This is a genomic window from Pseudomonas sp. FEMGT703P, assembly GCF_002786345.1.
GTDB classification, from domain to species: Bacteria; Pseudomonadota; Gammaproteobacteria; order Pseudomonadales; family Pseudomonadaceae; genus Aquipseudomonas; species Aquipseudomonas peli.
In genome coordinates, this window is sequence record NZ_PGCM01000005.1 from 656,020 (window position 1) to 670,685 (window position 14,666).

The following is a 14,666-nucleotide window of genomic DNA, read 5'->3' on the forward strand; positions in this document are numbered from 1 at the left end:
ACCGCGCCTCAATGGCTTCCCCAGATAAACAGCAGAAACGCGCCCAGCGGGCCAAAGCCAAGGCCAAGCAGAACCGTTCGGGCAAGGCTAAAGCCCATGTTGTACACCCGCTGCTGGCCAACCCGTTGATTAACGAGCCGTTCGATGATGTGGAAATCGACCTGAGCACCTTCGACTTCAAAGACATCGAAGAGAACGGTTTCGACCCTGCGCACTTCGACGACCTGTTCCAGGCTATGAAGGTCGGCGAAGGCATCAGCCTGTTGGCAATGTGCCTGATATTCCTGCAGTACCCAGTGTTGGAGTTGGTGGTCGCGGAGGAAGCGGAAGAGGCTGCCACGGACTTTATGATGGGGCTGCTGATCGTCTATCGCGCGATTTTCCACGATGAAGACGAAGATACAGCCGTGGAGTGGATCGGCAGCGACGCCTTCCAGCATGCCTATAACGAAGCATCAATGATCCTGCAGAAGAAAAACGCTCGCGGCATTCCTGGCGCCCGCACTTAGTTGCAAAGGCGTTATCTGCTCAAGCCTGCGGCAGGCGTCCGCGTATCAGCGTGCCGAGTAAATCAATAAGCCACCACAGCAGCAGGCCAGGTAGTAGAGCGATTGCAAGCAGATGCAGGCGCCCGAGAAACAGGGCAATGAAAATCGCTGACTGCGTCCAGGTATTACCAAAGGCTTGGGCGAATACCACGCAGCTAAAATAGGCCGCAAGCACAGCCAGCAGAACAAAGCTGGCCGCTCGCAAACGACGATTTTTCAACACTCTGATGAGGGCGGCGTAGAGCAATATGCTGGGCAGCGAGAGCAGCAGGATTTCCAGCAGCGGGTAATCGACATCGATTAAAAATGGCCATTCCAGCGTGCGACGCGGCTCACCGGTGACGGCGCAGATAAACAGCCCAGCCACCAGGGGAATGCCCAGTGCTTGAATGGTTGCGAGGATAAAACTGAGAAAGCGTTGCATGTCTGGCAGTCCTTGCCGAATGAGCGGACTCAGGCCTCGCCCTTGATCTCTTTCAAATGCTTGTACACCGTCGCGCGGCCCATGTTCAGCACGTTGGCCACGTAGTTGGCGGCGCTTTTGCCTTTGAAGGCGCCTTCGGCGTGCAGGGCTTCGACCAGCTCGCGTTTGTGCTCGCGGGTCAGCAGGTTGAGACCGAGCTGGCGCTGGCGTAGCCAGCTGTGCAGGAAGGTGTTGATGCGCTCCTGCCAGTCGTCGCGGAACAGCGCGTCGGGCTGCGGCACCAGTTTGCTGGAGGAAAGAAACAGATCCAGCGCCTGCTTGGCGGTCTCGAACAGCGAGATATTCAGGTTGATGCACAGCACCGCGATGGGCGTGCCGGTGGCGTCGCGTAGCACGCTGCTGACCGAGCGAATCTTCTGGCCGTCCCAGTTGAGCTTTTCATAAGGGCCGATGGTGCGTTCGTCGATTTCACCGCTGAGCATGTCTTCCAGCGCGGCGTCATCGCCGATCACGCGCTTGGAGATGTTGTTGGCGATGTAGTCGACCTTTTGCGTGCGCAGGTCGTGCAACACCACTTCGGCGTGGGGGAAGAACAGCGTGGCGATGGCGTCGGCGATGGTGCGGTAGTTGTCCAGCTCGGGGGCAGGGCGGGGCGGCGTCATGCGGCTAACTCTTCGGGCTCAGGTGGCGTTGCGAGTGTGCCGCAAAGCGCCCGAGGCGTCATCCTCGGGCGCTGCGACTGATTATTTGAGTAGGCGGGCAGGGGAGAGCATGGCTTCCGTAAGGCCAAATTGGCGCAAATGTTCGGGCAGCGATTCACCACGGGCCAGGGCGGCGCAGGCCATGCCCATGGCGGCTGAGGTCTGGATGCCGTAACCGCCTTGCGCGGCGATCCAGAAGAAGCCCGCCATCTGCGGGTCGAAGCCGCCGACCAGATCGCCATCGGCGACGAAGGAGCGCAGGCCAGCCCAGGTATGCGCCGGGCGACGAATGCTCAGGCTGGTGTGTTCTTCGATCTGGTAGATGCCCAGAGCGATATCCAGTTCTTCCGGCTGGACATCGTGGGGCTCGACCGGGTCTGCATTGGCGGGCGAGCCGAGCAGCAGGCCGGCATCGGGCTTGAAGTAGAAGGATTCGTCCAGGCTGACTACGCAGGGCCAGGCATGGCAGTCGATACCTTCCGGCCCGTTAAAGGTAAAGGCGGCGCGGCGTTTGGGAATCAAGCCGATGGGCGTCACACCCGCCAGAGCGGCGATCTGGTCGCACCAGCCGCCGGCGGCGTTGATCAGCGTCTTGGCGCGGTATTGCGCGCTGCCGCAGTCCACCAACCAGACATCGCCGTCGCGCTGGATGCGCAGTACTTCGCAGCTTGTGTGGATTTCCCCGCCCTGCTGGCGAATGCCGCGCAGGTAGCCCTGGTGCAGGGCGTCGGTGTCGATATCGGCGGCGCTGGGGTCGAGCATGGCGGCCTGCACCTTGTCCCGGCGCAGCACCGGCACCATGGCGCAGGCTTCATCGGCGCTGAGCAGGCGCATCTCCGGCACGCTGGTTTTGCCGCTGTCGAACTGGCGTTGCAGCTCGGCGGCATCACCGGTGAAGTCCACCACCAGCTCGCCGCGCAAGGTTAGCAAAGGGTGCTCAGCAAAACCGGTAGGCGGCGCATCGTAGAACGCGCGGCTGGCGGCGGTCAGGGCGCGCACTTGCGGCGTGCCGTAGGCCACGGTGTAGAGCGCGGCGGAGCGGCCGGTGGAGTGATAACCGGGCAGCTGCTCACGCTCCAGTAGGATGGTTTTGCCATGGGCGGCGAGAAAGTAGCCGGTGGAGGCACCGGCAATGCCCGCGCCGATGATCAGGTAATCCGCCTGGTGCATCAGCAGGCCTCCTGCTTGAGCTGGTACAGCGCGTGGGCCAGGGCAACATCTTCCAGGCCCAGGCCGATGGAGCGGAAAAATACTGAGCGGCGATAGTCCGGGCGCACGGCCTTACCGCTGACGAGCCCAGCCAGATCACCCAGGATGTCGGCACTGCTCCAGCCCAGGCGGCTGGCCAGGAGCATTTCCCCCGCGCTATCTGGAGTGGTAGCGCGGTAGTCACAGTAGACATCCATATTCAGCAGGCTGGCGGGCGTTACTTCATGGGCGCGCGGCGCGTTAGTGCTGATCGAGGTGATCAGCGCCGGTTTATCCAGCTCGACGGGATCGAGCAACGGTTTCGCCGATGAGGTGCAGAGCATCACCACATCGGCATCGCGAATGGCGTCTGCCTGGCTGGCGCACAGCTGGATGCGTGGGTCGAGTTGCTGCAGCTTGAGCAGCTGCGCGCCGGTTTTGCCGGCCAGACCTGGCGAGTAGAGGCGGATGCTCTGCCAGGGGCGTAGCTGTTTGGCGTAATGCACATGGGCTTGCGCTACGGCGCCGCTGCCGATTACCGCCAGGCGGCTGGCCTGGGGCGCGGCCAAGGCATCCACGGCTACTGCAGTAGTGGCGGCGGTGCGCGCGGTGGTCAGGCTGCCAGCATCGCACAGCAACAGTGGCTGGCCGGTTTGCATCGACATCAGCAGGGTCCACGCAGTAATCAGCGGGCCTTGCTCGCGGACGATATAGGGCGAGGTTTTTACCCCGTAAACACCGGCCCCGGCGAGTACGCCGAGGTAGTTGATAAAGTCACCGCCGCCATTGGGAAACTCCACCAGCTGCTGCGCGGGCTGCATCGCGTGACCGGCGGCCAGCTCGCGGAACATAGTGACCATGGCCTGGTGTACATCGACCTGGGCCAGCAGCTGTTCGGCAGCGGTTTTATCCAGCACATAAGGGGTGGTCGACATGGGCGGCTCCGTAACGAATTAAACAATTAATTCCATTTTGGACTTTATGGTCTTTATCGACAAGCGCTGACGCGGCATCTTGATACGCGGTGGCGACGTTCAGTGGGCCTGGCGTAAGCGCTTGCGAAACGCCCCTGGGCTTTCCCCGCAGAGCTGCTTGAACAGCTTGGCAAAGGTGGCGCGGTCGGCGTACCCGACCTGCTCGGCGATCTGCTCCAGCGACGCCGGGCTGCGCAGGGCGCGCTGTGCGGCGCTGATGCGCACGCGTTGCAGGTAGTCGTTGGGCGTCAGCCCGGTGCTGGCCTTGAAGCGGCGTAGCAGAGTGCGCGATGAGCAGTTGGCTTCAGCGGCTAGGCGGTTGAGGTCGATAGCTTCGCCGTGATGACGGTGCAGCCACTGCAACACTGGTGCGAGCGGACTATCGCTGCTGGGCGGCGGCAGCAGCGGGGCGAAGCGTGATTGCTGACCGCGCTGGCTGTCGAACACCAGGGCATTGGCGACCTGTTGTGCCAGCGCGTCACCCGCATGCTGGCGGATCAGGTGCAGGCACAAATCGAGTCCGGCGTTTGCGCCGCCGGAGCTGAGCAACTGGCCGTCTTCGCAGACCAGTTGCTCGATCTGCAGATTGACCTGCGGGAAACGCTGGCGGAACTGGCTGGCCAGCGCCCAGTGAGTGGTAGCGCGGCGCCCGTCGAGCACGCCGGCGGCGCCCAGCAGAAAGGCGCTGCTGCACAGGCTTGCCAGCTGCTGACGTGGTGGGCGTTGCGCCAGCCAGGGCAGCAGGGCGGCGTTATCGCTCAGGGTGGTATCGATGGCGCTGCCGCTGGCGGCGAGCAGAATCAGCTCGGCATCCTCGGCCAGGCTCAGGTCGCCATCGACCTGGATCTGCGCAAAGCCCAGATCAACCGCCTTCCCATCCAGACTGACGCGCTGCAACTCGAACAACCGTTGCTCGGCCAGACGGTTGGCCAGCACAAAAGCATCCATGGCCATGCTCAGGCTGGAACACACAGTTTGCGGGCAGACGTACAGGGCGATCTTCAGCATGACGTGCTCAGGTGCGATGAAATTTGGCGATTATTGACACAAGTATGTCTTTTGCGCCAATCGCGCGGCGGCGATTTAACGACAATACTGCTCGCACGTTCCCTACCGGAGTTCGCCCCATGACCCACCCCAACGTCGAGCTGATCACCCGTTTCTACCAAGCCTTCCAGCAGCTGGATGCCGAGACCATGGCCAGCTGTTACAGCGAGGACGTGCAGTTCAGCGACCCGGTGTTTACCGATCTACGTGGTGCGGATGCTGGCGATATGTGGCGCATGCTCTGTGCCAAGGCCCAGGGTTTTTCCCTGACCTTTGATGGCGTGACCGCCGATGAGCACTCCGGCAAGGCGCGCTGGGTGGCGACCTATACCTTCAGCCAGACCGGTAATCAGGTGGTCAACCACATCGAAGCCAACTTCCGTTTTCGCGACGGCAAAATCAGCGAGCATCGCGATCACTTCGATCTGTGGCGCTGGGCAGGTCAGGCGCTGGGTCTTAAAGGTCAACTGCTGGGTTGGGCGCCGTTTGTGCAAAACGCCATTCGCCAGCAGGCGGGTAAAGGTTTGGCGGCGTTCCGGAAGAGCCGTTAAGCTCGGCGACCTTGCTTATTGCCTGCCGATTTAACTGATGCCTGACTCCTCTTCTGTGCCTGAAACACCTGCCGCTAAACCCTGGTTTGTCTACTTGGTGCGGGCGGCTAATGGTGCGCTGTACTGTGGCATCAGCGACGATCCGCACAAGCGTTTTGCCAAACACCAGAGCGGTAAGGGCGCGCGCTTTTTCCACGTGAGTCCGGCGCAGGCTTTGGTGTATATCGAACCATGTGCCGGCAAAGGCGCGGCACTGCGCCGGGAACGCGCGGTCAAGGCCTTGAGCAAGGCGGCCAAGGAAACCCTAGTCGCCGCTGCTGTTATCGTTGCGACTGATAACGCACCATCAGCCTAAGCGGGTAGGCCGCTGCTGCCAGCGCGGTTAAGCTGCTGGTTTACCTGACCCTTGCGGAGCCTGCCATGCACGAGTTGATCCTGCACCATTACGATGCCTCACCGTTTGCCGAGAAGGCGCGCCTGATGCTGGGTTTCAAGCAGCTGTCCTGGCGCTCGGTTGATATTCCGCGAATCATGCCCAAGCCCGATCTAGTGGCGCTGACCGGTGGCTACCGCAAGACTCCGGTGCTGCAGGTGGGGGCCGATATCTACTGTGATACCGCACTGATTGCGCGTCGCCTGGATGCGGAGAAAGCAACCCCTGCGCTGTTCCCTGAGGGCCAGGAGTTCGTTGCGGCGAGCTTTGCTCAGTGGGTCGATTCGCAGATTTTTCAGCATGCGGTGAGCCTGGTGTTTCAGCCAGAGTCGGTCGCGGTGCGTTTCGGCAAGCTGCCGCCTGAGGCGGTCAAGGCCTTTGTCGCCGATCGTGCCGGGCTGTTTAGTGGCGGTAGCGCCACGCGTGTACCGGTGGAGGTGGCCAAGCACAACTGGCCGTCGCTGATGGGGCGGGTTGAGCAGCAACTGGCGCGCGAGGCGGGCGACTTCCTGTTTGGTGAGCCATCGATTGCTGACTTCTCCCTGGCCCATTGTCTGTGGTTCCTCAAAGGCACCCCAGTGACCGCGCCGCTGGTCGATGCCTACCCGAATGTCAGCGCCTGGCTCGGCCGCGTGCTGGGCTTCGGTCACGGTGCGTCCAGTGCGCTGAGTGCAGAAGACGCTATTGCCATCGCCCGTGCGGCGACGCCGGCGGCTCTGCCGGACGAGCCGTTCGTGGAACCCAACGGCCTCACGGTCGGTCAGCGGGTGCAGATTGCCGCCACCGATTACGGTGTCGACCCGGTAGAGGGCGAGCTCGTGTTCGCCGGTGCTGAAGAACTGATCCTGCGCCGCGAGGATGATCGTGCCGGTACCGTGCATGTGCATTTCCCGCGGCTGGGCTTTGCCATCAAAGCGTTGTAAGAGCCTGCTTACGGTCTATTGCGCGCTGGCTTGTCAGTAGGCAGCGCGCATCGCCTGCGGATCGTAACCGTGAATCAGCGTGCCCTTGATATCCAGCAAGGGCACGCCGCGCCCACCCAAAGCCTTGAAGGTCGCCTGGCCGGCGGGGTCTTTCTCGATATCAATTTCCCGGTAGGGAATCTGATCCTGTGCCAGCTGCTCGCGGGTTTTCGCGCAGTAGCCGCACCATTGCGTGGCATACAGCACCACCTCACCCGGCCGATCGGCCAGCGGTGGTTGAAACCAGCGCTGCACAGTGTCCCAGTGTTGGAAAAGCGCTACAGCGCTCAGCAGCAGGATGACTTTCTTCATGGGCGTTCCTTTGCCTTGTCTGTTGATGGTCTGGTGAGTCGTGGGCTAACTGGGTTGCAAATCTTCCAAACTGAACGGTCGCGGCGTGTCCGGCCAGTCCAGCTGCAAGCGTTCCAACTCGCGGGCCAGCAGGCTTGCCACCAGCCAGTCGCGCAGCCAGCGATGATCCGCCGGAATCACATACCAGGGTGCTGCGTCGCTTTGACTGATCGTTAGCTGCTCGGCCCAGCGCTGTTGGCGCAGGTCGAATTCGCGGTAGGACTGCAGGTCGCTGCTGTGCAGCTTCCAGCGTTTATGAGGTTTTTCCAAGCGCTCTTGCAGGCGGTGCTTTTGTTCATCTCTGGATAGCTGCAAAAAGCATTTGAGCGGTTGAATCGATTGGCTGATCAGCTGCGCCTCGAAGGAGTGAATCGCCAGCTGGCGCGCAGGCAGTTCGGCAGCACTGCACAGGCCATCCAGCGGATCGCTGATCAGCCCTTCGTAGTAACTGCGGTTGAATACCCCGAGCAGGCCCAGCCCCGGCAAACGCCGGTGATAGCGCCAGAGAAAGTCATGGCGCTGTTCGCAGGCATCGGGTTTCTGAAAGCTGTGAATGCGCAGGCCCTGGGGATCGAAGCTGCTGATCACCCGGCGAATCACGCCATCCTTACCGGAGCAATCGGTGCCTTGCAGGATCAGCAGCAGGGCATTACGCCGGTTGGCCCAGAGCATGCGCTGTTGCTGGTTGAGCCAGGGGCGCAGTTCTGCCAGAGCCAGTTTGGCCGTTTGCTTATCCAGGCCGAAATCGCGCGCCGGGTCCTGGGCAAAGGGCGCTGCCGGGTCACAGCGGCAGTCATCCAGTAGGCTATCCGGCAGGCGGCTCATGCTTAGTTTTTGCGGCGCTTGAGCTGATCGGTCAGCTGTGTCGGCAGGTTACGGATCACCAGGGTGTCAGTGTTTTCGTCGTACTCGATCTTCGAGCCGAGCAGGTGAGCTTCAAAGCTGATTGATAGGCCTTCGGCGCGCCCGGTAAAGCGCTGGAACTGGCTGAGGGTGCGTTTGTCCGCCGGAAATTCCGGGGCCATGCCGTAATCCTTGTTGCGGATATGCTCAAAGAAGGCCTTGGGCCGTTCTTCGTCGATCAGTCCGGATAGCTCATCGAGGGTGATAGGCTCGCCTTGTTTGGCCTGGTTCGCAGCATAGCTGACCAAGGTCTTGGTCTTCTCGCGGGCCTGTTCTTCCGGCAGGTCTTCACTTTCCACGAAGTCACTGAAGGCTTTCAGTAGGGTGCGCGTTTCGCCCGGGCCATCGACGCCTTCCTGGCAGCCGATAAAGTCGCGGAAGTACTCCGAGACCTTCTTGCCGTTCTTGCCCTTGATAAACGAGATGTACTGCTTGGAGTTGGCGTTGTTGCGCCACTCGGAGATGTTGATGCGCGCCGCCAAGTGCAGCTGGCTCAGGTCCAGGTGCTTGGCGGCGGTCACGTCCAACGCCTCGTTCACCGCCACGCCTTCACTGTGGTGCAGTAGGGCGATCGACAGGTAATCGGTCATGCCTTGCTGATAATGGGCGAACAGCACATGGCCGCCGGTGGACAGGTTGGATTCTTCCATCAGCTTCTGCAGCTGCTCGACCGCCTGACGACTGAAGGCGGCAAAGTCCTGACCTTCGTCGAGGTAGTGCTTCAACCAGCCGCTGAACGGATAGGCACCGGACTCCTCGTGGAAAAAGCCCCATGCCTTGCCCTGCTTGGCGTTATAGCTCTCGTTGAGGTCGGCGAGCATGTTTTCGATGGCTTGCGAGGCGGCCAGCTCGGTGTCGCGAGCATGCAGCACGGCGGGGGTGCCATCAGGCTTTTTGTCGATCAGGTGAACGATGCAGTGGCGGATCGGCATAGCGGCCTCGTGGTGCGTAAACGGAAAGCGCGCATCTTACCCGACCAGCTGCTTGGCAGTCGTGCGCTGCTGCAGTGCATTCAGGCGTTCGATCATGTAGCGCAGGTGCATATGCAACTGGTACAGCTCGCTGGAGTAGGACAGCGGTACTTCAATCCGCGCCAACTCATCCTCCAGGCGTTCCAAGCGGAGGATCTCAGCATCCAGGTCGCTGGGCAGTTTGCCTTTGTAGAGCTGCTGGTCGATCTCGCGCAGGTGTTTGTACCAGCGGTAGATGCGCGCCCGGATACGCCACTGGTAGATCGGTCCGATGGCCTTGAACAGCGGGAACAACAGCACCAACAGTGGAATGGCCAGGATGATGTAGCGGTCAGCCAGGGAGGCAATACGGAACGGCAGATAGCGCTGCAGGATGGGCAGGCCCTTGTCGTAGTAGTACTCGGCTTCGTTCAGGGTATTGAGTGACAGTGGCGGTTTGGCCGGATAGCTGCCGGCCGGGTCGAGCAGGCTGCCATTCTTCAGCACGGTTTTCGCCGCTTCGAGGATCAGCGGGGTGAGTGACGGGTGGAATTCCTCGCCGGCCACCAAGGTGGCGACCGGGCCGAGGGTCACGATGTCACGGTCTGGCGTGTTGTGCTGCATATCGAGCATGCCTTCGCCCACCTGCAACTGACTCAAGTAGGGCAGGCGTGCGAGGTAGGCTTCGGTACGGCGCAAGCTGACCAGGCGTACTTTGGGCTCCGCAGCCAGGCGCTGGATCAATGCATTTTCGGCGGGGCCCACGAAGAAGGCCGCGTCCAGTTCGCCCGCTATCAGCGCATCAGCGGCCTTGCTGCCGCCCATTTGTTGCCAGCGCTGTGGGTACTGTGGCGGCTCGATGCGGTTGGCGGCAAAAAGTGCCGCGGTTACTGCCTGGGTACCACTGTTGGCGGAGCCGATGGCCAGGCGCAGCTTGATCAGATCGCTCAGGCGTTCGAATTTGACCGTGTCGCCGAGAAACAGCCACAGCGGTTCGCGGTACATCACGCCCAGGCCATTGAGGGTGCTGCGCGCCTCGTCGCTAAGGGTCAGTTCCTGGCCGCTCTGGACCATGGCCAGTTCCACGTCGCCGCGACCCAGTTTGCCTAGATTGTCTGCAGAGCCTGCGCTCTCCACCAGTTCCAGGCTGAAACCCTGTAGCACCAGTTCGTCCCGCAGCCGCTCGCCAAATGCATGGTAGCCACCGCCCACTGCGCCGGTCGCCATGCGGGCATGCATGGGCGGTGGTGGGGCGACAAAGTAGAAGAGGGCACCGACCAAGGCGGCCACTACGGGCACGATCCACAGGTTGGTCAACAACATAATCTTTAGGTCGCGCAGGATTCTTCGCATTGCAGTTCCTTGGCCTTGCTCTGAGTGCGTAAAGGTTAACCGTCCGGCGTCTTTTTCGCCTGTTGCCTTTGTACACGTGCGTCGTGCGGGGCTTTGCCTGGCGCTCGATTTAGAGCGCAAACGAAGCGTCAGGCAGCTTTATAAGCTTCTGGAATGCGTTTTTCAGGGTTTCTCTATAGCGAATTCGTCTTTGTGGGCAGTGATGGCACTGTGATATCAATATTTTGACGTCAATAAAACGAACAGCAACCGGCCGTTGCTACACGACGGTTTAACCTGTTCCGCGGTCTGTCAGGGATGCTCTTCCGTGGTTTCGCTCTAACCCGGCTGTTGCGGGTTGAACGTAGGAAGGTGGCCTATGCCCCGAACCCTGCTTTATGTGGCAGTAGCCCTGCTTGCCTCAGGTGCCACGCTTGCATTTTTACTGCACGAGCCTTCAACGGCCAACGTCGCTGTTACGCCTTCTGCCCCGTTGCCTTCTGCCCTGGCTGCTGCGGCGCCGTCCACCGGTTTGCTGCCATCCAAGCCTTTCAGTGCGCCGTCGGTTGCCGCTGCGGGTGTGGTCGCGAGCACGCCAGTTGAAGATGTAACGGTACAAACGGCTGCACCGGCTGACAACGTGATTGAGCTCTGGGACAGCCGTTCGCTGGTGCCCGAGCAGCAAGACGAAATGACCCTCTACCGCACCAACATGCCGGTTTCTGCCCTTGGCACCCTGGCCGTGGGCAAAACCCTGCAGCTGGCCGTGCCGGGGCGCAAAGAACCGCTACGCGCCACGCTGGACGAGACCCACAACACCGGTGTCGCCGTTTGGAGCGGGTCGGTGCAGGGGGGGCAGCCGGAAGACTCGCTGACCGTCGTGCGCGGGCAACTGGAGACCCACATCACCCTGGCAACCAGCGATAAGACCCTGTCGTTTGTGGTGGACAACGCCACCGGCAGCACGCTGATTACCGACCAGAACGAGCTGCTGCTGCGTGCCACCCCGGACGCCCTCGTGACCCCTGAATCCACGCCGTTGCAGCCACTCCCACCGCCAACCCGCGGCTGAGTGCTACAGGATTAGAAACCATGAAAAAATTATTCGTCTGCCTGGCCATGCTCTTGCTGGCCCCGTTGACTCAAGCTGCCACCGAACCGCGCACCGTCGATTTGCTGGTGCTCTACACCAAAGAGGCGCAAGCCCTGCCTAATGGGCGTGACATTGACGCACGCATCGCCAGCTACATCGAATTTGCCAACAACGCGTTCAAGAAAAGTAACGTCAACCTGCGTCTACGCTTGGTCAACCGGCAACTGCTGAACTGGGCCAGCTACCCGACCATATCTGGCAAAGATTTGTCTGCGTTCGCCGCCGACCCGCGGGTACAACAACTGCGTGAAACCTACGGCGCCGACGTGGTGCAACTGATCAGCCGTACCCAAGTGGGCCAGGGCTATGGGGTGTGCGGCATTGGTTACGTGCTCTCCGGGCCGAAGAACAGCGGCACGTTCCAGAATGGCGCCTGGGCCAGTGCCTACGGCATCACCGGCGTGGATTGCAGCCTGAGCACCATGGCTCACGAGATTGGCCACAACCTTGGGCTGCGTCACTCCTACGAGCAAGACCAGACCGAGGGTTACTACACCTACCTGGCTCGGGGCATTCACCAAGGCACCTATGAGTGGGGCCGCGGCTATGGCGTGCAGGGGCGTTTCGCGACCATCATGGCCTACCCGCAGGCGTTTAACGCGTCGGTGCAGGCGCCGTTGTTTTCCACCCCAGCGCTGGCTGACAGTACCTGTGCCAACCAGGCGTGTGGCCGTGCCAGCTATGCTGACGCCGCTCGCGCGCTAAATGACATGGCCGCACACATCGCCGCACTGCGTCCGACAAAAGTGCCCGAAACGGTCAACCCCACCAGCACGCCGACCAAACCTACTACGCCGACCACGCCCACCACACCCACCACACCGGTCCCGCCCGTAGCACCGCCGGTAACGGCCTGGTGCGCCAAGCCCGCCCTCACAAGCTTGGTAACCAACGGTGAGTTCCGCACCCTGGATGGTTGGAAAACCTTACTTAACGTGGCCAAGCTGAGCCAACTTAACGTCGGTAAAACCTGCCGTGACGACGCGTTGCAATTCGACCTGCCGGCTGGTCGCGACGATATGCTCGCCACCTCTGTCGGCGCGCTCAAGGTGGGCGCCACCTACCGGTTGAAAGCCAAGGTCATGCTCAAGGGCACCAACGTGCGCGGTAACGTGTACTTAGGCATGGTCCATGAGGAAAACGCCGGTATCAGCTACAGCAGCGCCAACGGCGCGATCAAGTCGGTGACCAGCAGCGAGTTCACGCCCATAGACATGACCTTTATCTACCAGCCGCCACCCACCGTCATTCGTAACACCTACCTGGGCCTATTAAGCGTCAACCGTTTGGGTGTGCTGCTGGACGAAGTTCAGCTCAGCGAAGTGACGCCCACCACCGCGGTCAAGCCAGTTACGCCAGCGGCATTCAGTTGGACGTTCGACAGCGCGATCGGGGAGTGGACTGGCTTCTACGGCAGCAATCGGCTCACCGCGCTGGCGAAGACCGGCAAGTCGCTGGAGGTCTATGCGCGTAAGGCCGATGGCACTGGCGCTAGCCTGTTGCTTGTGGGCAAGGTGCAGCCAGGTTTGTCGTATCGCTTTAGCGCTGACGTTATGGTAAGCCGCACCGCCAGCGTCGCTGCGCTGTCCTATGCCTACCTCTACCTTGAAGACACGTCCGGCAAAGCTCGTACGCTGTCACTCGGTGTGGTGAATACCAAGGGCGGCGTTTGGAGCAAGTTGCAGCAGACCTTCCAGGTGCCGGCCGGCGCTTATCGACGCATGGAACTGCTGGTGCTTGGTACCCGCCCAGACCAATCGCTGTACCTGGATAACATCAGCCTTAACCGGCTCTAGCCGAAAAAAACCTGGCGCCCGTGGTTGGGGCGCCAGTTTTTTGCCTGCGGTTAATGCGCCGAAGAGGGTGAGGTCGGCGTACGACGGCTGCGAATACAGTCCAGCGCCGCCAAGGCCAGCAGCAGGCCCGCGGCGTACCAGGCGTCGTTGCCCAGAGCGACCATAACCAGGGCACAGAGCAGCGCGCTAAACGCCGCCAGCCACCGCCACAGTCCTTTTAACAGCACCCAACCAGCGGCCATGCTGAACAGATAAATCAGCACAAAGTTGCCATTGGCATAGCGGATGAGTTGGTCCACCGACAGTTGCATCACCGCTGCCAAGCTGGCGCACAGGGCGCAGATCATCACCACCAGCAACAGGGCGCGAGCCGGCACACCGTGATGGTTGCGTTGGGCCAGCGGGCGCGATAATTTGCCTTCATCGGCTAGGCTCCAGATCAGCCGGGCGAAGCCCTGCACATAGACATTCATCGAAGCAAAGCAGGCCAAGTAGCCGATCAGCGCGCTAAGCCAACGGGCCTTGGCGCCGAACAGTTGGTCGAGCATACGCGGCAGGGACGCAGCATCGGTCTGCACATCGCCGTAGGCATGAAAACTCAACACCGCCACCGAAAAGGCCCAGTACACCAGGCCTGCCAGCAGCACACCCAACAGCAGCGCCAGTGGGAAGTCGCGTTCAGGGTTCTTGAACTCCTCGCCCATATGGGTAAAGGCTTCGATGCCGACAAAACACCAGAACATCACCCCCAGCGCGACGGGCAGCAGATGCCAGGAACCACTCAGTTCCGGCAGCAAAGGTTGATTGGCGTGGGGCAAATCACCGGCCCACCAGATCAACCCCACTGTGGCAATAATCGCCACGGCAATCGCCCCCTGCACCATGCCCGAGGCCTTTGCCGGGCGTTGGCCGAGGAGCAACATCGCCCCCAGCGTGGCGAGCTGAATCAGCAGCGCTTCACCGCGGCCGATGGCAAACAAGGCCTGGAAAAAACCGGTGGAAATATTCAGCGCTGCCGGCAAACCCACCGGCAACACCGCTAGAAACAGCAGCGCGCTGATACGCTCCATCCGCGGTCCAAAGGCGCGGCCTATCAAATGCGGCGCGCCGCCAGCGTGGGGAAAGTGCCGACCCAACTGAGCGAAGGTAAACGCCACTGGCAGCACCAGAGCGATCAACAGCATCCAGGCCCATAACGACGCCTCGCCGGCAGCGGTGGCGGCCAGCGCCGGGATCACAAAAATCCCGGTGCCCAGCAGTGAAGTACTTAGCAGGCCAATCCCTTGCAGCAGGCCCAATTCCGGGTTCAGACGACTCATGTTGTATGCTCTGCGGTTTCGTTCGCCATGTTAA

At 61.3% G+C, this 14,666-nt stretch carries 16 protein-coding genes; 6 read left to right on the plus strand and 10 right to left on the minus strand.

Going from position 1 to position 14,666, the window contains the following annotated elements; translation table 11 throughout:
- The first annotated feature begins 11 nt into the window (after window positions 1–11).
- Entirely contained in the window at window positions 12–509 is a 498-nt protein-coding gene (locus CUR33_RS06855) for a hypothetical protein (protein ID WP_167142217.1), read from the plus strand.
- Window positions 510–528: 19 nt separating this feature from the next.
- On the opposite strand, the gene CUR33_RS06860 is transcribed toward CUR33_RS06855, so the two are convergent.
- The 5 genes from CUR33_RS06860 to CUR33_RS06880 all read right to left on the minus strand — a co-directional run bounded on the left by CUR33_RS06860 (window position 529) and on the right by CUR33_RS06880 (window position 4,843).
- Window positions 529–972 (minus strand): hypothetical protein, encoded by a 444-nt coding sequence (locus tag CUR33_RS06860; RefSeq protein WP_289239097.1) that lies wholly within the window; start codon window positions 970–972, stop codon window positions 529–531.
- Between the two features lie 29 nt (window positions 973–1,001).
- Window positions 1,002–1,634, minus strand: a complete 633-nt coding sequence (locus CUR33_RS06865; protein WP_289239098.1) for a helix-turn-helix transcriptional regulator — start codon at window positions 1,632–1,634, stop codon at window positions 1,002–1,004.
- Between the two features lie 81 nt (window positions 1,635–1,715).
- The gene (locus tag CUR33_RS06870) at window positions 1,716–2,843 is read right to left on the minus strand and encodes an NAD(P)/FAD-dependent oxidoreductase (protein WP_289239099.1); all 1,128 of its coding nucleotides are present in this window, start codon (window positions 2,841–2,843) and stop codon (window positions 1,716–1,718) included.
- Window positions 2,843–3,796: an ornithine cyclodeaminase family protein gene (locus CUR33_RS06875; RefSeq protein ID WP_289239100.1), complete on the minus strand. Its 954-nt coding sequence runs from the start codon at window positions 3,794–3,796 to the stop codon at window positions 2,843–2,845. The genes CUR33_RS06870 and CUR33_RS06875 overlap by 1 nt, the downstream gene beginning before the upstream one ends.
- Window positions 3,797–3,895: 99 nt before the next feature.
- On the minus strand, window positions 3,896–4,843 hold the full coding sequence (locus CUR33_RS06880; protein ID WP_289239101.1) for a GlxA family transcriptional regulator: 948 nt from the start codon (window positions 4,841–4,843) through the stop codon (window positions 3,896–3,898).
- A gap of 119 nt (window positions 4,844–4,962) precedes the next feature.
- Here CUR33_RS06880 and CUR33_RS06885 point away from each other — a divergent pair, with 119 nt between their 5' ends.
- The 3 genes from CUR33_RS06885 (at window position 4,963) to CUR33_RS06895 (ending at window position 6,789) form a co-directional block, all read left to right on the plus strand.
- Entirely contained in the window at window positions 4,963–5,433 is a 471-nt protein-coding gene (locus tag CUR33_RS06885; RefSeq protein ID WP_289239102.1) for a nuclear transport factor 2 family protein, read from the plus strand.
- A 37-nt stretch (window positions 5,434–5,470) separates the two neighbouring features.
- Entirely contained in the window at window positions 5,471–5,788 is a 318-nt protein-coding gene (locus CUR33_RS06890) for a GIY-YIG nuclease family protein (protein ID WP_289239103.1), read from the plus strand.
- 65 nt (window positions 5,789–5,853) lie between these two features.
- A complete protein-coding gene (locus CUR33_RS06895) occupies window positions 5,854–6,789 on the plus strand; it encodes a glutathione S-transferase family protein (RefSeq protein ID WP_289239104.1) in 936 nt (311 codons plus the stop codon).
- 33 nt (window positions 6,790–6,822) lie between these two features.
- Here CUR33_RS06895 and CUR33_RS06900 read toward each other — a convergent pair whose 3' ends face one another.
- Genes CUR33_RS06900 through CUR33_RS06915 form a run of 4 tightly spaced genes read right to left on the minus strand, consistent with a single transcriptional unit; the run spans window position 6,823 to window position 10,385 of the window.
- The gene (locus CUR33_RS06900; protein ID WP_289239105.1) at window positions 6,823–7,140 is read right to left on the minus strand and encodes a glutaredoxin family protein; all 318 of its coding nucleotides are present in this window, start codon (window positions 7,138–7,140) and stop codon (window positions 6,823–6,825) included.
- Window positions 7,141–7,185: 45 nt separating this feature from the next.
- Window positions 7,186–8,004: a polyphosphate kinase 2 family protein gene (locus CUR33_RS06905; protein WP_289239106.1), complete on the minus strand. Its 819-nt coding sequence runs from the start codon at window positions 8,002–8,004 to the stop codon at window positions 7,186–7,188.
- Window positions 8,005–8,006: 2 nt separating this feature from the next.
- Complete coding sequence (gene yejK, locus CUR33_RS06910; protein ID WP_289239107.1) at window positions 8,007–9,014, minus strand: nucleoid-associated protein YejK; 1,008 nt, start codon at window positions 9,012–9,014, stop codon at window positions 8,007–8,009.
- A gap of 36 nt (window positions 9,015–9,050) precedes the next feature.
- A complete protein-coding gene (locus CUR33_RS06915; protein ID WP_289239108.1) occupies window positions 9,051–10,385 on the minus strand; it encodes a TAXI family TRAP transporter solute-binding subunit in 1,335 nt (444 codons plus the stop codon).
- 358 nt (window positions 10,386–10,743) lie between these two features.
- On the opposite strand from CUR33_RS06915, the gene bamI reads away from it, so the two are divergent.
- Together bamI and CUR33_RS06925 are read left to right on the plus strand one after the other, a co-directional pair.
- Entirely contained in the window at window positions 10,744–11,436 is a 693-nt protein-coding gene (bamI, locus tag CUR33_RS06920; protein ID WP_289239109.1) for a biofilm-associated metzincin protease inhibitor BamI, read from the plus strand.
- Window positions 11,437–11,456: 20 nt separating this feature from the next.
- Complete coding sequence (locus tag CUR33_RS06925; protein ID WP_289239110.1) at window positions 11,457–13,313, plus strand: biofilm-associated metzincin protease Mep72; 1,857 nt, start codon at window positions 11,457–11,459, stop codon at window positions 13,311–13,313.
- Window positions 13,314–13,363: 50 nt separating this feature from the next.
- Here the strand turns inward: CUR33_RS06925 and yjeH are convergent, their stop codons facing one another.
- Window positions 13,364–14,632, minus strand: coding sequence for an L-methionine/branched-chain amino acid transporter (gene yjeH, locus CUR33_RS06930; RefSeq protein ID WP_289239111.1), 1,269 nt, complete (start codon window positions 14,630–14,632; stop codon window positions 13,364–13,366).
- Window positions 14,633–14,666 lie beyond the last annotated feature (34 nt).